General features: G+C 71.8%; 17 protein-coding genes and 2 tRNA genes. 13 read left to right on the forward strand and 6 right to left on the reverse strand.

Annotated elements, in window-relative coordinates; genetic code table 11:
* Positions 1 to 44 precede the first annotated feature (44 nt).
* The gene (locus IE257_RS25445) at positions 45 to 1,187 is read right to left on the reverse strand and encodes a TOMM precursor leader peptide-binding protein (protein ID WP_189972251.1); all 1,143 of its coding nucleotides are present in this window, start codon (positions 1,185 to 1,187) and stop codon (positions 45 to 47) included.
* Positions 1,188 to 1,428: 241 nt separating this feature from the next.
* Here IE257_RS25445 and IE257_RS25450 point away from each other — a divergent pair, with 241 nt between their 5' ends.
* The 4 genes from IE257_RS25450 to IE257_RS25465 all read left to right on the forward strand — a co-directional run bounded on the left by IE257_RS25450 (position 1,429) and on the right by IE257_RS25465 (position 5,257).
* The gene (locus tag IE257_RS25450; protein ID WP_189972252.1) at positions 1,429 to 1,968 is read left to right on the forward strand and encodes a M48 metallopeptidase family protein; all 540 of its coding nucleotides are present in this window, start codon (positions 1,429 to 1,431) and stop codon (positions 1,966 to 1,968) included.
* Between the two features lie 138 nt (positions 1,969 to 2,106).
* Positions 2,107 to 3,783 carry a TerD family protein gene (locus IE257_RS25455; protein WP_189972253.1) on the forward strand — a complete coding sequence of 559 codons (1,677 nt, stop codon included), beginning with the start codon at positions 2,107 to 2,109 and terminating at the stop codon, positions 3,781 to 3,783.
* 20 nt (positions 3,784 to 3,803) lie between these two features.
* The gene (locus IE257_RS25460; protein WP_189972367.1) at positions 3,804 to 4,484 is read left to right on the forward strand and encodes an AIM24 family protein; all 681 of its coding nucleotides are present in this window, start codon (positions 3,804 to 3,806) and stop codon (positions 4,482 to 4,484) included.
* A 17-nt stretch (positions 4,485 to 4,501) separates the two neighbouring features.
* Positions 4,502 to 5,257: an AIM24 family protein gene (locus IE257_RS25465; protein WP_189972254.1), complete on the forward strand. Its 756-nt coding sequence runs from the start codon at positions 4,502 to 4,504 to the stop codon at positions 5,255 to 5,257.
* Between the two features lie 92 nt (positions 5,258 to 5,349).
* Here IE257_RS25465 and IE257_RS25470 read toward each other — a convergent pair whose 3' ends face one another.
* Both IE257_RS25470 and IE257_RS25475 read right to left on the reverse strand, forming a co-directional pair.
* The gene (locus IE257_RS25470; protein WP_189972255.1) at positions 5,350 to 5,880 is read right to left on the reverse strand and encodes an NUDIX hydrolase; all 531 of its coding nucleotides are present in this window, start codon (positions 5,878 to 5,880) and stop codon (positions 5,350 to 5,352) included.
* On the reverse strand, positions 5,877 to 7,283 hold the full coding sequence (locus IE257_RS25475) for a zinc-dependent metalloprotease (RefSeq protein ID WP_189972256.1): 1,407 nt from the start codon (positions 7,281 to 7,283) through the stop codon (positions 5,877 to 5,879). Before IE257_RS25475 ends, IE257_RS25470 begins: the two co-directional genes overlap by 4 nt.
* Positions 7,284 to 7,505: 222 nt before the next feature.
* Here IE257_RS25475 and IE257_RS25480 point away from each other — a divergent pair, with 222 nt between their 5' ends.
* The 4 genes from IE257_RS25480 (at position 7,506) to IE257_RS25495 (ending at position 11,025) form a co-directional block, all read left to right on the forward strand.
* On the forward strand, positions 7,506 to 8,642 hold the full coding sequence (locus tag IE257_RS25480; RefSeq protein ID WP_245385654.1) for an SDR family oxidoreductase: 1,137 nt from the start codon (positions 7,506 to 7,508) through the stop codon (positions 8,640 to 8,642).
* A 147-nt stretch (positions 8,643 to 8,789) separates the two neighbouring features.
* Positions 8,790 to 9,251, forward strand: a complete 462-nt coding sequence (locus tag IE257_RS25485) for a molybdenum cofactor biosynthesis protein MoaE (protein ID WP_189972258.1) — start codon at positions 8,790 to 8,792, stop codon at positions 9,249 to 9,251.
* A gap of 289 nt (positions 9,252 to 9,540) precedes the next feature.
* Positions 9,541 to 9,756 carry a hypothetical protein gene (locus tag IE257_RS25490; protein ID WP_189972259.1) on the forward strand — a complete coding sequence of 72 codons (216 nt, stop codon included), beginning with the start codon at positions 9,541 to 9,543 and terminating at the stop codon, positions 9,754 to 9,756.
* A gap of 183 nt (positions 9,757 to 9,939) precedes the next feature.
* Positions 9,940 to 11,025, forward strand: a complete 1,086-nt coding sequence (locus IE257_RS25495) for a YlbL family protein (RefSeq protein WP_189972260.1) — start codon at positions 9,940 to 9,942, stop codon at positions 11,023 to 11,025.
* A 59-nt stretch (positions 11,026 to 11,084) separates the two neighbouring features.
* Here IE257_RS25495 and IE257_RS25500 read toward each other — a convergent pair whose 3' ends face one another.
* Positions 11,085 to 11,654, reverse strand: coding sequence for a PPA1309 family protein (locus IE257_RS25500; RefSeq protein WP_189972261.1), 570 nt, complete (start codon positions 11,652 to 11,654; stop codon positions 11,085 to 11,087).
* Positions 11,655 to 11,784: 130 nt separating this feature from the next.
* Between IE257_RS25500 and IE257_RS25505 the strand changes: the two genes are divergently transcribed.
* The 3 genes from IE257_RS25505 to IE257_RS25515 all read left to right on the forward strand — a co-directional run bounded on the left by IE257_RS25505 (position 11,785) and on the right by IE257_RS25515 (position 16,836).
* Complete coding sequence (locus tag IE257_RS25505; RefSeq protein ID WP_229920666.1) at positions 11,785 to 14,664, forward strand: UPF0182 family membrane protein; 2,880 nt, start codon at positions 11,785 to 11,787, stop codon at positions 14,662 to 14,664.
* 49 nt (positions 14,665 to 14,713) lie between these two features.
* A tRNA-Met gene (locus tag IE257_RS25510) sits at positions 14,714 to 14,787 on the forward strand.
* A gap of 192 nt (positions 14,788 to 14,979) precedes the next feature.
* The gene (locus IE257_RS25515) at positions 14,980 to 16,836 is read left to right on the forward strand and encodes a tetratricopeptide repeat protein (protein WP_189972263.1); all 1,857 of its coding nucleotides are present in this window, start codon (positions 14,980 to 14,982) and stop codon (positions 16,834 to 16,836) included.
* Positions 16,837 to 16,923: 87 nt separating this feature from the next.
* On the opposite strand, the gene IE257_RS25520 is transcribed toward IE257_RS25515, so the two are convergent.
* Positions 16,924 to 18,000 carry an FAD-dependent oxidoreductase gene (locus tag IE257_RS25520; RefSeq protein ID WP_189972264.1) on the reverse strand — a complete coding sequence of 359 codons (1,077 nt, stop codon included), beginning with the start codon at positions 17,998 to 18,000 and terminating at the stop codon, positions 16,924 to 16,926.
* Between the two features lie 107 nt (positions 18,001 to 18,107).
* Here IE257_RS25520 and IE257_RS25525 point away from each other — a divergent pair, with 107 nt between their 5' ends.
* Together IE257_RS25525 and IE257_RS25530 are read left to right on the forward strand one after the other, a co-directional pair.
* A complete protein-coding gene (locus IE257_RS25525; protein ID WP_189972265.1) occupies positions 18,108 to 18,704 on the forward strand; it encodes a TetR/AcrR family transcriptional regulator in 597 nt (198 codons plus the stop codon).
* 47 nt (positions 18,705 to 18,751) lie between these two features.
* Positions 18,752 to 18,825 (forward strand) — tRNA-Met (locus IE257_RS25530).
* 130 nt (positions 18,826 to 18,955) lie between these two features.
* Here IE257_RS25530 and IE257_RS25535 read toward each other — a convergent pair.
* The gene (locus IE257_RS25535; RefSeq protein WP_052873838.1) at positions 18,956 to 19,372 is read right to left on the reverse strand and encodes a Fur family transcriptional regulator; all 417 of its coding nucleotides are present in this window, start codon (positions 19,370 to 19,372) and stop codon (positions 18,956 to 18,958) included.
* Between the last annotated feature and the right edge of the window lie 16 nt (positions 19,373 to 19,388).

Consider the following 19,388-nt stretch of genomic DNA (forward strand, 5'->3'; position numbering starts at 1 on the left):
TGTCCCAGACTGCTGCGCCGCGAACAGCGGTGCTCCGCATCCTGTCATGGCCTCCTCGCGGCTCGGAGGAGGGCACCTTCCCCCGGTCCCTGCGGGGTGGCCGTGCGCTCCGCGGCAGCCCCGCAGGGGCAGTCGGGATGGGGGTGCACCGGGGTGTGCTCCCAGTGGAGGGTGGGGAGGGCCGCCTCCCAGCGGGCGGCCGTGGACGCGGGGAGCCGGCCGTCGAGGAAGGCGAGGGCGTGGGCCGCGGCCAGGCCGGCCACCGCAGTGGACAGGCCCAGGTCGCACGCGGCGCCCGCGCGGCGGCGGTGGGCCGAGCGCCACTGGACCAGCATCCTCGGCCAGGCCGCGTCCCGGTCCACGCGGTCGCGCTCCATGCACCCCGCGCAGGCCGTCGTGCCCGGCAGTACCAGGGGTCCCACCAGGCCCGTGCCCTCCAACACCCCTGCGTACAGGTGGGGGATGCCCGCGCAGACCCAGTCGGCCGCGGTGTCCGGGTCCGGGGCCCAGGCCTGCAGGCCGTCCCGGGGCGCGACCACCACCAGGGCCAGCCCCGGCTCCGACCCTTCCTCCTCCCCGGCCCGCGGGGCACGGCCCGGAGCCGACTCGCGGACCAGTCGGCCCGCGGACTCCGCCCGCGGCCGGCCCACGCTGCCGGGGTCCAGCCCGCCCGGTGCCACGTCCGCCGGCTCCACCCGGCCCCCGTCGAGCACCTCGACCCGGCCCACGCCCGCTCCCGCCAGGACCGCGGCGATCACGGCCCCCACCCGGCCGCTCCCGCGCACCCGGACCCGTACCGCCCGGCGGGCGGCGATCCCCCGTAAGTCCCCGCCCGGCTCCCGGTGGACCAGTGACAGCGAAGCCAGATCGGGCCCCAGTCGCTCCACGGTCTCCGGATGCCCCCGCAGGGCCTGGGCCCGCGGGCCGCCCGCCGTGGCGTCGTCGAGCAGGCCGGCCCCCGCGAGCGTCCTGACCACCTCGTCGACCCGGCCGTCCGGCAGTCCCATCCCGCAGGCCTCGGCCCGCAGCAACTCCATCCCCCGGGTCCCGTCGATCCGGTCGATCAGCGCGCCCGTCGCCGTGTCCACCGGGCCGAGCACCACCGCATGGGCGGGCGTCACCCCGAACTGAACCGTCTGCAGATCCCGCCATGCCCGCGCGAGCGCCGGCTTCACCTTCGGATACATGTCCCGTCCCCCTCGATCCCGATCTCGATCCCGATATCCCGAGCGCATGCGCGCCGCCCGTTTCCCGTTCTTCCGCAACAGTGCCCGCCCGCCGGAATCCATGCAGGAATTTGTCCACAGGTGGGAGCTATTAGGCATATGAGATGAAGGGAAATGGAGTTCCGGAAATCGGCCGCGAATCCCTCGTGTTCGACCCCGGACGGGCGGGACTTCCGCCGCCACGACCGGGTACCGTCGTGGCGTGTCCGCCGACCCACAGCAGCGCGCCGTCGAAGTCCGCCGGAGCGCGCGCCGCCGCAGGACCGTATCGGCCTATCGCGAGGGTGACCGTACGGTCGTTCTCATCCCTGCCCGGATGTCCGAGGCGGAGGAGCAGCGCTGGGTGGGCGTCATGCTCGACAAACTGGCCGCGCAGGAGAGCAAACGCACCTTCGGGGACGCGGAACTCACCGAGCGCGCCGCTCAGCTGTCCGAGCAGTACTTCGACGGCCGCGCCCGCCCCCGTACGGTCCGCTGGGTCACCAACCAGAACACCCGCTGGGGCTCCTGCACCCCCGCCGAGGGCAGCATCCGCCTCTCCCACCGGCTCCAGGGGATGCCCGAGTACGTCGTCGACTACGTGCTCCTGCACGAGCTGGCCCATCTCCTCGTACCCGGCCACGGCCCCCGATTCTGGGAACTGCTCGAGGCCTACCCGCGCACCGAGCGGGCCCGCGGCTACCTGGAGGGCGTGGTCGCCGCCGAGCGGCTGCCGAAGGTCCCGGCCGCCCGCGAGGAGTGAGCCCGCGGCGGGCGACGGCATTCGTCACGTCACGCAGAGTGTTTTGTACCGGGTCGGTACCGGCTTGGCCGGATGTCGGCAGTTGCCGTTAGCCTGAGCGGCACGCATTCACAGTCGGGATGGGGGACGGTCGTACGTATGGCCAGGGAATTCCAACGCGGCCACAAGGCCAAGATCAGTGATCTCACCGCGGGCACCGATCTGTACGTAGGTGTCCAGATCGCCGGGTCCGGACTCGCCTTCGACATCAGCTGTTTCGGCCTGGACGCCAATGAGCAGCTGTCGGACGACCGTTACTTCGTCTTCTTCAATCAGCCGAAGTCGCCGGAAGAGTCCATTCAGCAACTCGGTGCGCAAGCGGGCGACACCGAATCCTTCCGGGTGACGCTGGACCGCATTCCGGCGTCCATCCACAAACTGTCCTTCACCGCCACCATCGACGGCGCCGGGCAGATGTCGCAGATCGGCCCGGGCCACATCCGGATCGTGGCCGGCGGCGAAGAGGTCGTCCGGTACGCGTTCACCGGTGCGGAGTTCACCACCGAGCGGGCCGTGATGCTCGGCGACTTCTACCTGAAGGACGTGTGGCGCTTCGCCGCCGTCGGCCAGGGCTTCGACGGCGGACTCGACGCCCTGCTGCGGAACTTCGGCGGCGAGGTCGCCGAGGAGGCGCAGCCGGAGCAGCAGGCCCCGGCCGCCGCCTCGCCCGGATTCGCCCCGCCGCCGCAGGCGGCCGCCCCGGCCCCGTCCTTCGGCGCCCCCGCCCCGGCGCAGCAGGCCCCCCAGGCCCCGGCTCCCGCGCCGTCCTTCGGCGCACCCGTGCCGGCGCCCGGCGCCGCGCCGCAGCCGCAGTACCAGCAGCCCGCGGCCCCGGCTCCCGCCCCCGCCCCGGTGCACGCCGCGCCCACCATGGCCGCGCCGCTCGCCCCACCGGCCCCCGCGCCGTACGGCCAGCCGCAGCAGCCGCAGCAGCCCTCGTACGGCCAGGTCCCCGGACAGGTGCCGGGCCAGGTCCCCGGTCAGTACCCCGGCCAGGTCCCGCCGCCCGCCCCGGCCCCCGCCCCTTACGGGCAGCAGCCGGGCTACGGCCAGGTCCCGGGCCAGCCCCCGGCCCAGCAGCCCGGGTACGCCCCGCAGGGCGTACCCGCCACCGGCGCCGGTCTCGCCGCCGCGCTCCAGCCGTACAAGGAAGCCCCCACCGGCACCCGCTGGACCCCGCAGAACGCGCAGCTCATGCGCGTCGACCTCGCCATGGGCGGCCAGGCCGTCCTCGCCCGCCAGGGCAGCATGGTCCTCTACCAGGGCAAGGTCGACTTCAGTTACAAGGGGGCGGGCTTCGCCGGGCGCATCGTCGGCAACGCCACCGGCCAGGAGATGCAGCTCATGCGCTGCACCGGCCGCGGCCAGGTCTTCCTCGCGGAGGACGGCGCCCACCTGCACGCCATCGAGCTCCAGGGCGACGGGATCTGCGTCTCCGCCGAGGCCGTCCTCGCCTTCGACGAGTCGCTCCAGCACGAGGTCCGCCGCATCGAGGGCCACGGCATTCCCGGCGGCGCGCTGTTCACCATGCAGTTCCAGGGCACGGGCACAGTGATCGTCAAGACGCACGGCGTTCCGGTGGTCCTGCCCGTCACCCCGACCACCTTCGCGGACAGCAACGCCATCGTCGCGTGGTCCTCCGCCTCGCAGGTGATCATCTCCAGTCAGGTCCGGCTGCGGCGCAACGCCTACCCCGGCCACAGCGGGGAGACCGTGAACCTCCAGTTCCGCGGCGCTCCCGGCAACTTCATCGTCGTCCAGCCGTACGAGGTCTGAGGGAGCCCGACATGAACGCAATGAACCAGCAACTCGCGGGCTTCGCCCCGACCCCCGTCACGGCCCGCATGGAGAACCACGGCCGGGCCATGCTCAAGGTCGCCATGCAGAGCGGCCAGGACCTCTTCGCCCGCACCGGCTCGATGGTCGCCTACGAGGGCTTCGTCCAGTACGAGCCGAACCCGCCGGCCGTCCGCCAGATGGCCTCGCAGTGGGTCACCGGCGAAGGCGCACCGCTGATGAAGTGCACCGGAGACGGCCTGCTCTACCTGGCCGACTACGGCGCCGACGTGGTCGTGATCAACCTCAACAACGACTCGCTCTCGGTCAACGGCACCAACCTGCTCGCCTTCGACGCCCACCTCCAGTGGGGCGTCGAGCGGGTCAAGGGTCTCGCCAAGTTCGCCGGTCAGGGCCTGTTCAACGTGCAGATCGCGGGCACCGGGTGGGTCGCGCTGACCTCCCGCGGGACCCCGATCGTGGTCGACTGCGGCCGCGGCGAGGACGAGACGTACGTCGACCCCGACGCGCTCGTCGCCTGGTCGCCGAATCTCAAGGTCAAGGGCAAGCGCAGCTTCAAGGCCTCGTCGATGATCGGCCGGGGCAGCGGGGAGGCCTACCAGATGGCCTTCTCCGGCCAGGGCATCGTCGTCGTACAGCCCAGCGAGGACAGCACCGACCGGCTCCGGGCCCGGGGCTGAGGGGGAGCGGACACATCATGCAGAGCGCACTTTTCGCCCACACCGAGGCGCAGTCCCAGGACCGGTACGCCATCCAGAACCCGCAGCTGCTGCGGGTCTCGCTGACCGGCTCCGACGACGTACTCGCCCGCAAGGGCGCGATGGTCGCCTACCAGGGCATCATCGACTTCGACGGCGAGTACCAGAGCACGAGCCAGCGCAATGCCCGCCGCCGCACCGGCGAGGGCCTGGACCTCATGCGCTGCTCCGGCCAGGGCACGGTCTACCTGGCCAACCTGGCCCAGTACGTGCACGTCGTGGACGTGGACCAGGACGGCCTCACGGTCGACAGCAGCTACGTGCTGGCCCTGGACTCCACCCTGCACACCGAGGTCATCGCGGTGGACAGCCAGTACGGGATCTCCGGCTCGGGCAAGTACCAGCTCAACATCTCCGGCCGCGGCAAGGTCGCCCTGATGACCTCCGGTCAGCCGCTGATGGTGCACGTCACGCCCGACAAGTACGTCAACGTCGACGCGGACGCGATCGTCGCCTGGTCCACCTCGCTCCGGGTGCAGATGCAGGCCCAGACGCACTCCAGCGGCGTGTGGCGGCGGCGCGGCAACACCGGCGAGGGCTGGGAGCTGAGCTTCCTCGGCACCGGCGTCGCGCTGGTGCAGCCCAGTGAGGTGCTGCCGCCGCAGAACGCCCAGCTCGGCCAGGGCGTCGCCGCGCAGTTCGGCATGGGCCAGCACGGCTCCCACGCGCAGAACCAGAACAACGCCTGGAACTGACGCTCCCGGCACGGCGAAGGGGCGGTCCCCTCGGGGACCGCCCCTTCGCCGCGTCCGCGTCCGCGTGCTCAGCCGCTCAGCGGATCGGTCGTTCAGCCGCCCAGCCGCGCCAGGGTCGCCTCCAGCAGCCGTACGACGGACGTGTCGGCCACCGCCGCCACCTCCTCGTACGGGAACCAGCGCAGGTCCAGGGACTCCTCGCTGATCTCCGCCACCGCGCCGGCCGGGGCCAGCGCCGCGTACTGCACGTCCAGGTGCCAGTGGCACGGAGCCGGGATCGCATGCCGGTCCAGGCGCACCGGGCCGCCGTCGAGCAGGGTCACCCCCGAGGCGATGCCCGACTCCTCGCGGGCCTCGCGCAGCGCCACCTCGGCGAGGGACCGGTCACCGGGCTCGCAGTGGCCGCCCATCTGGAGCCACATGCCGAGCTTCTTGTGCAGGGTCAGCAGTACGCGCCCCCGCGCCGGGTCGATGACCAGCGCGCTGCCCGTGACGTGCCCGGCCCCGCAGGGCTTGTAGACCCCGTCCGGGTGGGCCGCCAGGTGCTCCAGGTAGAGATCGCGCAGTTCCGGCTGGTCCTCGTACGCCTTCAGGACGAGGACCGCGTCTTCGTGCAGGCTCACTTCTTCTCGTCGCCGTCCTGTTCGCGCTTCTCGGCGGCCTCGCCGAGCATCTTGTCGATCTCCGAGAAGTCCAGCTGCTCGCGGTGCACGAAGCCATCCGGGTCGTCCAGGTCGGAGGCCGTCGGCAGCATGTCCGGGTGCTCCCACAGGCCGTCGCGGCCGTCCACGCCCCGGGCGTCGGTGAGCGAGGCCCACAGCCGCGAGGCGTCCCGCAGCCGGCGCGGACGCAGCTCCAGGCCGATGAGCGTCGCGAAGGTCTGCTCGGCCGGGCCGCCCGAGGCGCGCCGCCGCCGCATGGTCTCGCGCATGGCGTCCGCCGAGGTCAGCCGGGGCTTGGCGGCCTCGTGGACCACCGCGTCGACCCAGCCCTCGACCAGCGCGAGCGCCGTCTCCAGGCGGGCCAGGGCGGCCTTCTGCTCGGGGGTGTCCTGCGGCTGGAACATGCCGCCCTGGAGCGCTTCCTGCAGCTGCTCCGGGTTGGACGGGTCCAGCTGGCCGACCACGTCCTCCAGCTTCGAGGTGTCCACCTTGATGCCGCGGGCGTAGCCCTCGACCGCACCGAACAGGTGCGAGCGCAGCCACGGCACGTGCGCGAAGAGCCGGGCGTGGGCCGCCTCGCGCAGGGCCAGGTAGAGCCGCACCTCGTCCGAGGGCACGCCCAGGTCCTTGCCGAAGCTCTCGATGTTCAGCGGCAGCAGCGCGGCCTTACCGGCCGGGCCCAGCGGCAGGCCGATGTCCGTGGAGCCGACGACCTCGCCCGCGAGGGTGCCCACGGCCTGGCCGATCTGCTGGCCGAACATGGCGCCGCCCATGGAGCGCATCATGCCGAGCAGCGGGCCCGCCATGGCCTGCATCTCCTCGGGCAGGACGCCGCCCATGGCCGCGCCGACCCGCTCCGCGACCGGGTCCACGAGCTCCTTCCACACCGGGAGGGTCGCCTCGACCCACTCGGCGCGGCTCCAGGCCACCGCCGTGGTGGCGCCCGAGGGCAGCGAGGTCACCCCGTCCAGCCAGTGGTCGGCGAGGCGCACGGCCTCCTCGACGGCGGACTTCTCGGCGATGCCGACGCTCGTGTCCTTCACGCCGTCCGCGGTGCCCTGCGCGACGGTCTGGCGGGCGATGTCCTTGGCCATGTCCCAGTTCACGGGACCGCCCTCGTAGCTGAGCATCTGGCCGAGCTGCTGGAACGCGGCACCCAGGTCGTTCGGGTTCATCGAACCGAACATCGCGGCGAACGGGTTGTCCGCTCCGGGAGCGCCCGCCCCGCCCGGCAGGCCCATGCCGGGGAACCCGAAGGGATTCGCGGGGCCGCCCTGACCGCCCTGATTGCCCTTCTTCTTGCCTTCGTCGCCGTCTTCCGGCTCCTCCGGCGGAAGGCCGAATCCGAATGGGGTGTCGCTCACGGGTTTCCTCGGCTCGTAGGGCCGCCGGCGGGAGCCGACGGGCAATGGTCCGACAACACCACCCAGCGTAGACACCGCGGCCGCATCCGGGCTCGGTGCTCCGCCGACTCCTGGGCTGCGGCAGGATGGACATCACCTGGTGGGTACGCGTCACGGCGCGTCCCTACTGAAGACAACCGCTGGAGACGCCCGGTGAGTTCCCCAGATCCGCAGTTTCGCGCGATGCCCGACGACGAAAACAGCTCCGAGCACGGTGACGGCGCCCCCGGCGTTCGCCAGCCGCGAAACCCGGCGGAATTCCGCCGGCGCAGCCCCGTGATCGCCGTGACCGGGGCCGCCTCCGGGGTCGGCGCGGCCCTCGTGAGCCGCCTGGCCGCCTCCGACGAGGTCAAGCAGGTCGTCGCAATCGACGAGCGGCGGGGGGACTGTGCCGCCGCGCAGTGGCACATTCTGGACGTACGGGACCCCGCGATCGCCGAGAAGCTGCGCGGGGCGGACGTCGTGGTCCACCTCGCCCTCGACCTCGACCTGGAGACGGATCCGGCGGCCCGCACGGCGTACAACGTGCGCGGCACCCAGACCGTCCTGACGGCGGCCGCCGCGGCCGGCGTGCACCGGGTCGTGCTCTGCACCTCGGCGATGGTCTACGGGGCCCTGCCGGACAACGACATCCCGCTGTCCGAGGACTCCGAGCTGCGGGCCACCGCCGAGGCGACCGGCGTCGGCGACCTGCTGGAGATCGAGCGGCTCGGCCGTCGCGCCCCGCGCGCGCACCCGGGACTGAACGTCACGGTGATCCGCCCGGCCGTCCTGGTCGGCGGCACCGACACCGCCCTGACCCGGTACTTCGAGTCCCCGCGGCTGCTCGTGGTGGCCGGATCCCGCCCGACCTGGCAGTTCTGCCACGTGGACGACCTGGTCAGCGCCCTGGAGTACGCGGCCCTGGAGAAGGTCGAGGGCGAGCTGGCCGTGGGCTGCGAGGGGTGGCTGGAGCAGGAGGAGGTCGAGGAGCTGAGCGGCATCCGCCGCATGGAGCTGCCCTCGGCGGTCGCGCTGGGCGCCGCCGCCCGGCTGCACCGGATCGGCCTGACCCCGTCACCGGCCGGGGACCTCGCTTACACGATGCACCCCTGGGTGGTCAGCGTCAGCGGCCTGCACGCGGCGGGCTGGCGACCGCGCTGGACCAACGAGGAGGTGCTCGCCGAGCTCCTCCAGGAGGTCTCGGGCCGCCACACGGTCGCGGGCCGCCGGCTGGGCCGCAGGGACGCCGCCACGGCCGCGGGTGCGGCGGGCGCCACGGTGGCTCTGCTGGGCGCGGCCGCGGCGGTCCGCCTGGCCCGCAAGCGGCGCGGTATCTGACCGGCCCGGATCCGCGGCAGCCCGCCGTTCGCCCGGGTGGACCCCGGGCCTGCGCCGGCCTGTCCTGTAGGAGGCTCCCAAGGCGGCGGGCCCGCCCCGGGCGAATCTGCTATTTCGTCGTGTCAGCGGCTAGGGCACGATGAAGGCATGGCACCGCACTTCGACCACCCCGGTGAGCAGGCCGCTTCGGACCCGATCCGGCTGCTCCAGATCCGCGAGACCGCCCTGTCGATCGACGAGGTCTTCCAGGCCGTCGGCGACGACGCCTCGGGCGGTACGACGCTCTTCGTCGGCACGGTGCGCAACCACGACAGCGGGGCGGACGTCGACTCGCTCGGCTACTCCTGCCACCCGACCGCCGAGGCCGAGATGCGCCGCGTGGCCGAGCGGGTCGTGGCCAAGTTCCCGGTCCGCGCCCTGGCGGCCGTGCACCGCGTCGGTGACCTGGCCGTCGGCGACCTGGCCGTCGTCGTCGCGGTGTCCTGCCCGCACCGCGGCGAGGCCTTCGAGGCCGCCCGGATGCTGATCGACGACCTCAAGCACGAGGTCCCGATCTGGAAGCACCAGACCTTCAGCGACGGCAGCGAGGAGTGGGTCGGCGCCTGCTGAGGCCGGGCCGCGCAGGTCGTCGGACGGAGTCCGGCACGGCCGGGCGAAGCCCGTGAGGCGCTCCGGCGCCGAGCGGTGCGAGTACGGCCCGCAGAGAAGGTGACCTTCGGCGACGGCAGCGAGGAGTGGGTCGGCGCCTGCTGAACCCCCGGTCGGGGAACGGCACCCGGAAGGCTGTACCCTCGCACCCGTTCGGCCGCGCAACACGCCCTCGATTTGCGTAACCCCCCCACGGGCACGAGCGTTGAAGCCACCAACGAAACGTACTTCGGGGTAGGGAGGCAGGCCCATGGCGTCTTTGGCGTGGTTGCTGATTCCGCTGTTCGCCGCGATCGGAGCGGCGATATGGGGCAGCTGGGCGGCACGCGACCGCACACAGGGTGACATATCCGAGCTGGCGGGCTACGCGCGATTCCGCGAAGCCATGGCCAATGCCGATCAGCCCCGGGCCGCGGCGGACGCCCATTCCGCACACCCCGCCCACTCCGCCTCCGATGCCGTCTGACCCCGTGCGACGCCCGTCCGGCGCTGTGCGACGACGCCCTGCCGACGCTCCGCGTACGTCCCGTTCCGGACCGCTGCCGATCCCGCCGCCTTCGGTGAGATTCCGCTGAGAGTTTCGCGGGCGGCCCCCGTACGGACCGGCCCCGAGGGCCGCCCGCCAGGGCCGTCCCGTACTGTCGGATCCATGCCACGCCGCACCGCGACGATGCTCGCTTCCACCCTGGTGCTGTTCGCGCTGCTCTGCGCAGGGGTGTTCATCAAGGTCCCGTACTCCGAGATGAGCCCCGGCCCGACCGTGAACACCCTCGGGGACTCGCACGGCGCGCCGGTCCTCAACATCTCGGGGCGCAAGACGTACCCGACCAGCGGGCACCTCAACATGACGACGGTCCGCGTCACCGGCGCGGACTACGACATGAGCCTGGTGGAAGCGGTGTACGGCTGGCTGGCCGGCGACAACATCGTCGTCCCGCACGAGAACCTCTACCCGAACGGCAAGACGGACGCGGAGTCCACCCAGGAGAACGCCGAGGAGTTCAGCCAGTCGCAGCAGAGCGCCAAGGTGGCGGCCCTGAAGCAGCTCGGCATCCCGGTCACCGCCCGGGTGATCGTCTCCACCGTGGTCAAGGACAGCCCCTCCGAGGGCCGGCTGCACGCCGGTGACGTGATCAAGGCAGTGGACGGCGCCGCCGTCACCGCCCCCGAGGACGTGGCCAAGCTCGTCACCAAGCACAAGCCGGGTGAGCCGGTGGAGTTCACCATCGTGCCCGCCAAGGACGCGGCCGAGGCGGCGAAGGCGAACGACAGCGACCCCGCCACCTCGAAGGTGATGATCACCGCGGGCAAGGCGGAGGGCGACGGCCACGCCATCGTCGGCATCCGGGCGGGCACCGACCACGCCTTCCCGTTCACGATCGACATCAAGCTCGCCGACGTCGGCGGGCCGAGCGCCGGTCTGATGTTCGCCCTCGGCATCGTCGACAAGCTCACCCCGGAGGACCTGACCGGCGGGAAGTTCGTCGCGGGCACCGGCACCATCGACGACGCGGGCAAGGTCGGCCCCATCGGCGGCATCCAGATGAAGACCATCGGAGCCCGTCAGGCCGGCGCCCAGTACTTCCTGACACCCGCCGAGAACTGCGCCTCCGCGGCCTCGAACGTGCCCGACGGGCTGACCCTGGTCAAGGTCGCCACCATCGACGACGCCACGAAGGCGCTGCAGAAGATCAGCAAGGGGGACACGGCCGGGCTGCCGCAGTGCAAGCCCTGACCGCTCCGTCCCCCCGACCGCTCGTCCCCTGACGTGCCGCAGCCGTGCCGGCCGGCGATCTACGAGAAGGTGGCCGCCAGGGCCTCCGCCAGGCCGGGCACCAGGCCAGCACCGGTGAGGACCTCCGTGGAGGAGTCCTTCTCGCGCAGCCGTACGGCCGACTCGCGCGAGCCGTCGCGCAGCACGGCCACGGTCAGGCGGACCTCCTGCCGCTCCGGGTGACCGGCGACCCACTTCGACAGCTGCTTGTCGTTCAGGCCCTCCGGTACGGACGCCTCCGCCGACGGCGGCAGCATCAGCCGCTCCACCGTCAGCGCGCAGCCGACGACCGCGTCGGGCCAGGCGATGGTGCCCAGGAACTTGTCGAGCGGGGTCCCCTTCGGGACCTCGTCCTGCTCGATCGGGGTCAGCGAGGACTTGCCGGCGTCGTCCTGGTCGAGACCGAGCTGGCCGGCGAGCCGCGGCTCCTGCTTCTTGAGCCGGGCGGTGTCGACGAGCGCGAAGAGCCGCGCGGGCTTGTCCCAGCCGAGGCCGGCCGCGTACTCGTCGATCTCGAGGCAGGCGCGGGTCAGCGGGCCGGCCGCCATGGGGGTGCCGGGGGAAGGCGAAAGGTTGGACATGGGCAACATCCTGCCTCCTTTCCACCGGATACCGGGAACTGACCGAAGCCTCAGTAAGTTGCATGAGTGGGCTCTACGATCGGGGGCCCGTTCATTACCAGACTCAGCGACTTTCGAGGTGCGCACCTTGGCTTTCCAGATGCCGGACCGCGGCGGAGGCCCCTCCGGGCCACGGATGAGAGTCGGCCGCCCCTCCCGGCGGGCCAGAACTCTCCTCATGACCTTGGGCGTGTTGGCCGTCCTGGCCATGCTCTTCATCATGTTCGCGGGCTTCTGGACTGACTGGCTCTGGTTCCGCTCCGTGAAGTACTCCACCGTCTTCACCACCACGCTGTGGACCAAGATCGGCCTCTTCGCCGTGTTCGGTCTGCTGATGGCGGGTGCCGTCGGTTTCAACATCTGGCTGGCCCACCGGCTGCGGCCGCCGCTCAGCGCGATGTCGATGGAACAGCAGAGCCTCGACCGCTACCGGATGAGCATCGCCCCTTACAAGAAGTGGCTGCTCCTGGGCATCGCCGTGCTCGTCGGCCTGATCGCCGGCGCCTCGGCAGCCGGTCAGTGGAAGACCTGGCTCATGTACGTGAACGGGGTGACCTTCGGTACGAAGGACCCGCAGTTCCACATGGACGTGTCCTTCTACACCTTCGACCTGCCCTGGTACCGCTTCCTGCTCGGCTTCGGCTTCGCCGCGGTCGTGCTGTCGGTGATCGCCGCGGCCGTCGTGCACTACCTGTACGGCGGACTGCGCGTGACCAGCCCGGGCGCCCGGGCCACCGCCGCCGCGACCGGGCACCTGTCGGTGCTGCTCGGCCTCTTCGTCACGCTGAAGGCGGTCGCCTACTGGCTCGACCGCTACGGGCTCGCCGTGAAGTCCAGCGACTTCAAGGCCGCCGACAACTGGACGGGCCTGCGCTACGTCGACGCGAACGCCTACCTGCCGGCGAAGACGATCCTCGTCGCCATCGCCGCGATCTGCGCGGTGCTGTTCTTCGCGACGCTGTGGCGCCGGACCTGGCAGCTGCCGGTCATCGGCTTCGGCCTGATGGTGCTCTCGGCGATCCTGATCGGCGGGCTCTACCCGGCGATCGTGCAGAAGTTCCAGGTCCAGCCGAACGAGCAGGCCAAGGAATCCCCGTACGTCCAGAAGAACATCAAGGCCACGCGCGACGCCTACGGCATCGCAGGCTCCGAGGTCACGGACTACCCGGGCGTCCCGCAGACGGAGGACCGGGGCAAGCTGCGGCCGCAGGCCGACACCACGGCCAGCATCCGCATCCTCGACCCGAACATCGTCTCGCCGGCCTTCCAGCAGCTCCAGCAGGTCAAGGGCTACTATGCTTTCCCGTCCACGCTCGCCGTGGACCGGTACAGCGGCCAGGACACGGTCATCGGGCTGCGCGAGCTGAACATCGGCGGCATCCCGAAGAACAACTGGATCAACGACCACTTCAAGTACACGCACGGCTACGGCGTGGTCGCGGCCAAGGGCACCACCGTGAAGGACGGCGCTCCCGACTTCACGCAGTCCGACCTGCCCTCCAAGGGCATGTTCGGCACGGACTTCGAGCAGCGCATCTACTACGGCGAGCAGACGAAGCAGTACTCGATCGTCGGCGGTCCGCAGAAGGAACTCGACTACTCGGACGACAAGGGCGAGAAGGAGACGAGCTACAAGGGCGACTCCGGCGTCAATCTCGACAGCCCGGTCAACCGCGCCGCCTACGCGCTCACCTTCAACGAGCCGCAGATCCTCTACTCGGGTGCCATCGGCGACGGTTCGCGGATCCTCTACAACCGCACGCCCAAGGAGCGCGTCGAGGCGGTCGCCCCGTGGCTGACCATCGACGGCGCGCCCTACCCGGCCGTGATCGACGGCCGGATCAAGTGGATCGTGGACGCCTACACGACCACCAACGGCTACCCGTACGCCTCGCGCACCACCCTGGGCCAGAGCACCGCGGACTCGCTGACCAACAGCCAGCGTGCGGTGGTCGCCCAGGAGAACCAGGTCAACTACATCCGCAACTCGGTGAAGGCGACCGTCGACGCGTACGACGGCTCGGTCGACCTGTACCAGTGGGACACCCAGGACCCGGTCCTGAAGACCTGGATGAAGGCGTTCCCGGGCACGGTGAAGCCCAAGGCGGACATCGCCAAGCCGCTCATGGACCACCTCCGGTACCCGCAGGACCTCTTCAAGGTCCAGCGCGAGCTGCTGACCCGGTACCACGTCACCGACCCGCAGACCTTCCTCAGCGGCAGTGAGGCGTGGGCGGTCCCGGACGACCCGACGACCAAGGCCGGTACGGCCGTTCCGCCGTACTACCTGTCGATGAAGATGCCGGGCCAGAAGGAGAAGGACCAGGTCTTCTCGCTCACGACGACGTTCACGCCGAACGAGCGGCCCAACCTGAGTGCCTTCATGGCCGTCAACGCCGATCCGGGCACCCCGGACTACGGCAAGATCCGCATTCTGAAGATGCCGACGAGCAAGCCGCCGGACGGCCCCGGTCAGGTGCAGAGCAAGTTCCAGTCCGAACCGAAGATCGCCGAGTCCATCCGCCTGCTGCGCGGTGGTGACTCGGAGATCGAGTACGGCAACCTGCTCGCGGTGCCGCTCGACGGCGGGATGCTCTACGTCGAGCCGGTCTACGTCCGCAGCTCCGGGCTCAAGTACCCGCTGCTGCGCAAGGTGCTCGTGACCTACGGGAACCAGACCGCCTTCGAGGACACGCTGGAGAAGGCGCTCAACGTGGTCTTCGGGGCCGAGGCGCCGACGGTTCCGGTGCCCCCGGACCAGCCGCCGGGCGACGGCACCGTCACGCCGCCGACCATCACGGACCCGACGGTCAAGGCGGCGCTCGGCGACGCGCAGAAGGCCATCGAGGATGCCGAGAAGGCCCGCCAGGCCGGCGACTGGGCGGCCTTCGGCAAGGCCCAGGACGAGATCAAGGCGGCGCTGAAGCGGGCGATCGACGCCGAGGCGAAGCTCACGACGCCCGCGCCGTCGGGCCAGTGATCAATGGGTAATGGCTCCACCCCGTGTCGTGATACTGTGGTTTCACCGACGCGGGGTGGAGCAGCTCGGTAGCTCGCTGGGCTCATAACCCAGAGGTCGCAGGTTCAAATCCTGTCCCCGCTACTGAAGATGAAGGCCCGGATCCATGGGATCCGGGCCTTCGTCGTGCCCAGGGCCAACACGCGGTAGCCGGGGAGGGTGAGTTGTCGGTGGAGCGTGTTTGACTTACCCCACTGTGGGCATGTCGACAAAACGCTGTAGTGACCTCACTGACTGCGACATACCAGGTGTACGCGGGTAGCAGGTGATGCGACGATGGGATTTATGGGGGACAGGTCAACTCTGCTGGAGACAGGGCGGTTTGTGAGGGCGGAGTCCGGGACGGACACAGAGGCCGAGGGGGCGGCTCCGGTCGTCGACGCGCAGACCGCACTGACCGATGCGGATTTCGCGGAGGAGATGTTCGCCGAGACCGACGCGGCGAGTGACGCCGAGCTCGAAGCACGGCACCGGATGGCCGCCGACAAGGGCGACCCCGGCGCCATGAGCGTGCTCGGCGCGCTGCTGCTGCGCCGCGGCGACCTCGACGGCGCCGAGCCCTACCTGCGGGGAGCCACCGGTGAGGGCGACCGCGCCGCCGCCAACAACCTGGGCGTCCTGCTGCACCAGCGCGGCTACCCCGAGGACGCCGCCGGCTGGTGGCGGGTCGCCGCCGTCGCCGGATCCGCCCCCGCCGCGCACGCCCTGGGCCGCTACTTCCGCGAGCGCGGGGACGAGCCCGCCGCCGAGTACTGGATGCGGCAGGCGGCCGAATCCGGCCACGCGCTGGGTGCGTACGGACTGGCCGACCTGCTGGAGCACCGCGGGGACAAGGGCGTCGAGCGCTGGTTCCGCGCCGCCGCCGAACAGGGGCACCGCGAAGCCGCGTACCGGCTGGCGAGGCACCTGCGCAAGGGCGACCCCGCCGAGGCCGAGCAGTGGTACCGGCAGGCCGCCGCGCGCGGGCACCGGCGTGCCGCGCTGCACCTGGGCGCGCTGCTGGAGGCGCGCGGCGAGCTCAAGGAGGCCGGGCGCTGGTACCTGACCTCCGCCAAGCAGGGCGAGGCGCGGGCGGCGTGCGCGCTCGGCTTCCTGCTGCGCGACGCGGGCGACGAGGAGAGCGCGGCCGTGTGGTGGCACCGGGCGGCGCAGGACGGCGACGGCAACGCCGCCAACGCGCTGGGCGCGCTGCACGCCGCACGCGGTGAGACCCAGACCGCGGAGCGCTGGTACCGGACCGCCATGGACGCGGGCGACCAAAACGGGGCGTACAACCTTGCACTGCTGTGTGTCGCACAGGATCGGACCGCGCAGGCCGAGCAGTGGTACCGGCGCGCGGCTTACGCCGGCCACCGCGAAGCGGCCAACGCGCTGGCGATCCTGCTGCTCCAGGGCGGGGACGCGGCGGGCGCGGAGCCGTGGTTCTCGAAGGCGGCGGAGGCGGGCAGCGTCGACGCGGCCTTCAACCTCGGGATCCTGTTCGCCAGCCGCGACGAGGACCGGACCGCGCTGAAGTGGTACGAGCGGGCCGCATCGGCCGGGCACACCGACGCGGCACTGCAGGTCGGCATCGCCCTGGTCCGGGACGGCGAGGACCGGGCGGCCGAGCGCCACCTGCGCTGCGCGGCGGGCGGCGGCAGCGCGGAGGCGGCGTTCCGCCTGGCCGCGCTGCTGGAGTCGCTGGCACCGCCGCCGGAGCCGGTGGCGCTCGGGGAGCCCGTGGGCGGCGCCCCGCGCACCGAGAGCGAGGAGTGGTACGAGCGGGCCGCCGAGCTGGGGCACCGCCGGGCCCAGGTGCGGGTCGGCATGCTCGCCGCCGCCCGCGGTGACCTGGCGGTCGCCGCGCGCTGGTACCGGGAGGCGGCCGAGGCCGGCTCCCGCAACGGCGCCTTCAACCTCGGGCTGCTGCTGGCCCGCGAGGGCAACGAGCCGGAGGCCGCCCTGTGGTGGACCCGCGCGGCGGTGGCGGGACACGGCCGCGCGGCCCTGCGCCTCGGCCTGCTGGCGGCCCGCCACGGGGACCTCGCGGAGGGCCAGAAGTGGTGCGTGCGCGCCATGGAACTGGGCCCTGCCGAGGTCTCGGAACGCGCGGCCCGACTCCGCGAGGCCCTGGCCGAGGAACTCTCGGCCTAGGCGGCCCCTTTCGGATCCTGCCGGACCCGCGGGCCCGGCAGGATCCGAAAGAGATCGCCCGGGCCGGTGCGCGGTCCGCCGCGGCTCTCAGCGGTAGAGCCAGGAGGTGGAGCGGGCGTAGACGTGCCGGAAGGCGAGCGGCATCAGCAGGTCGTTGACGCGGCGCTGCACCGTGCCCGGGGTCTTCGAGGCGCGGTTCGTCGCCGCTGCGCGGGTCATCCGGGCCACCCGGGGGCGCCGCACGCGGGTGTACTCGGCCAGGGCGCCCGCCACATCCGGTACCCCGGCCACGCAGCGGGCCAGGGCCACCGCGTCCTCGATCGCCATCGACGCGCCCTGACCGGCTCCCACCGGGTGGGCGGCGTCGCCTATCAGCACGGTGCGCCCGTCGTGCCAGACGGGCACGTCCGCCAGCCGGTGCATCGGCATCGGGCGGTCGACGCGGGTCGCCGCCCGGATCAGGGAGAGCGGCAGCTCCTCCTTGCCGTACAGCTCCGCCAGCAGGCCCCGGGTGACGTCCGCCGGATCCGGGGGCTCCGGTGAGGGCACCTGGGCCGACCACCAGACCGTGCCGTCGGCCGCCGGGACGCACAGGAAGGCGCCGCGGCGCCCGAAGACGAAGTGATAGGTGCCGGGGGTGAGCCGCACGCCCTCGGAGACCCCCGACACGCTGTAAAGGCCCGCGTACCGCACCTGCGGCGCCGCCGGGTCCAGCACGGTGCGGGTCGCGGACCGGATGCCGTCGGCCGCGACCACCAGGTCCGCGTCCAGGTCCGCCGGGTCCACCCGCCGCCCCGTCTCGATCCGGGCGCCGGCGCGCACCGCCTCGGCGCGCAGCAGCTCCACCAGCCGCCCGCGCAGCAGGGTCGTGCTGTGCAGGCTGTCCGAGGCCCGCCGGCCGCGCGGCACCTCCCCGAGCAGCTTGCCCGAGGCGGACCACATCCGCTGCAGGGCGACCGGGAAGCCCGCGGCCTGAACCTCGGCGAGGCAGCCCAGCGCATCCAGCCCCCGCAGTCCGTTGACGGCGAGGCTGAGGAACGAGCCCACCTGGCCGGCCGGATCCTCGTACGCCTCGTGGACCGTGACCTCCGCGTCGGTCGCACGCCGCAGCGCGATCGCGCTCGCCGCTCCGGCCACTCCGCCCCCGATGACTGACACACGCATGCCCGACCCCTTTCGCTGAATTCTCATTCACTGAATATCGATTCGGTGAAACCCGGTTCAGTATGATGAGACGGAGAAGACGGCGTCAAGCGGGAACGGGGATCGCGGTGGGAGTGCGCAAGGAGCGGGCGGCCGGCACGGAGGCGGCGCTCAAAGAGGCGGCGCGGGCCCTCTTCCTGGAGCGCGGCTACGCGCAGACGAAGATCACCGACATCACCAGGGCCGCCGGTCGGTCCACCGGGTCCTTCTACGAGCACTTCGCGGGCAAGGACGAACTGCTGGACGCGCTGCTCGCGGACATGGGAGCCCAGGTGGACGTGGAGGTCGGCGCGCACGATCACCCCCGCGAACACGATCTCGCCGACCGGGCGCAGCTGCGGACGCACGTGGCGGTCACCTGGCGCGTCTTCCGGGATCACCTGCCCGTCGTGGTCGCCCTCTTCCAGAAGTCCATGGCCGAGCCGCCCGGCTCGGGGCAGGTCTGGGGGCGGCTCCTCGAGGACACCGCGCCGCTGCGCGAGCACCTCGCGTACATGCGCGAGCGGGGTCGTGAGCTGCCCGGGGATCCGGAGCTGGTGGCCGCGGCGATGGGGGCGATGATCTCGATGCTCGGATACGCCGCCATGACCGGCGGGGCCGGGCTCGACGACGACGAGGTGGTGGACACCCTGACCGCTCTGCTGCACCGGGGTCTGGCCGGTTAACCGATTTGCATCTGCCGGGGGCCTTCACGTAACGTTGGGTTTACCGACGCGGGGTGGAGCAGCTCGGTAGCTCGCTGGGCTCATAACCCAGAGGTCGCAGGTTCAAATCCTGTCCCCGCTACTGAAGACTCAGGGCCCGGATCCAATGGATCCGGGCCCTGAGTCGTTTCCGCCTGCCAAGAGCGCGAACAGAAGTCGAACGCGGAAGGGCCCGAACCCCCAGGGGTCCGGGCCCTTCCGCGTCGGTGGGCTCAGGCGCCGGCGCAGTTCGGGCAGACGCCGCGGTACGTCACCTCGACCGCCGAGACCACGAAGCCGAAGCGCTCCGCGTCGGGCAGATCGGCCAGCGGGTTGCCCGCCGGGTGCACGTCGCGGATCGCGCCGCACTGGGCGCAGACCAGGTGCTGGTGGGGCCGGTGCGCGTTCGGGTCGTACCGCTTGGCGCGGCGGTCCGTGGAGACCTCCAGGACCTCGCCGAGGGTGACGAGCTCGCCCAGGGTGTTGTAGACGGTCGCGCGCGAGATCTCGGGCAGTTTGGCCACCGCGAGCGCGTGCACCTCGTCCGCCGTCAGGTGCACGTGGTCACCGTCGAGCACCTCGGCCACGACGCGCCGCTGCGCCGTCATGCGCCAGCCGCGTCCGCGAAGTCGATCCAGCAGGTCACTCATAGACATCAGCCTAACA

This window comes from Streptomyces avidinii (assembly GCF_014650695.1).
In the GTDB taxonomy this organism is placed as follows: domain Bacteria; phylum Actinomycetota; class Actinomycetes; order Streptomycetales; family Streptomycetaceae; genus Streptomyces; species Streptomyces avidinii.

What these genes read in the sequence shown, in the direction of transcription:
- IE257_RS25445 (WP_189972251.1), bottom strand. Translation starts at nt 1,187, where the DNA reads ATGTATCCGAAGGTGAAGCCGGCGCTCGCGCGGGCATGGCGGGATCTG.
- IE257_RS25500 (WP_189972261.1), bottom strand. Translation starts at nt 11,654, where the DNA reads ATGTTGCCCATGTCCAACCTTTCGCCTTCCCCCGGCACCCCCATGGCG.
- IE257_RS25495 (WP_189972260.1), top strand. Translation starts at nt 9,940, where the DNA reads ATGCCACGCCGCACCGCGACGATGCTCGCTTCCACCCTGGTGCTGTTC.
- IE257_RS25505 (WP_229920666.1), top strand. Translation starts at nt 11,785, where the DNA reads ATGCCGGACCGCGGCGGAGGCCCCTCCGGGCCACGGATGAGAGTCGGC.
- IE257_RS25535 (WP_052873838.1), bottom strand. Translation starts at nt 19,372, where the DNA reads ATGAGTGACCTGCTGGATCGACTTCGCGGACGCGGCTGGCGCATGACG.
- IE257_RS25460 (WP_189972367.1), top strand. Translation starts at nt 3,804, where the DNA reads ATGAACCAGCAACTCGCGGGCTTCGCCCCGACCCCCGTCACGGCCCGC.
- IE257_RS25515 (WP_189972263.1), top strand. Translation starts at nt 14,980, where the DNA reads ATGGGATTTATGGGGGACAGGTCAACTCTGCTGGAGACAGGGCGGTTT.
- IE257_RS25520 (WP_189972264.1), bottom strand. Translation starts at nt 18,000, where the DNA reads ATGCGTGTGTCAGTCATCGGGGGCGGAGTGGCCGGAGCGGCGAGCGCG.
- IE257_RS25465 (WP_189972254.1), top strand. Translation starts at nt 4,502, where the DNA reads ATGCAGAGCGCACTTTTCGCCCACACCGAGGCGCAGTCCCAGGACCGG.
- IE257_RS25455 (WP_189972253.1), top strand. Translation starts at nt 2,107, where the DNA reads ATGGCCAGGGAATTCCAACGCGGCCACAAGGCCAAGATCAGTGATCTC.
- IE257_RS25485 (WP_189972258.1), top strand. Translation starts at nt 8,790, where the DNA reads ATGGCACCGCACTTCGACCACCCCGGTGAGCAGGCCGCTTCGGACCCG.
- IE257_RS25480 (WP_245385654.1), top strand. Translation starts at nt 7,506, where the DNA reads ATGCCCGACGACGAAAACAGCTCCGAGCACGGTGACGGCGCCCCCGGC.
- IE257_RS25490 (WP_189972259.1), top strand. Translation starts at nt 9,541, where the DNA reads ATGGCGTCTTTGGCGTGGTTGCTGATTCCGCTGTTCGCCGCGATCGGA.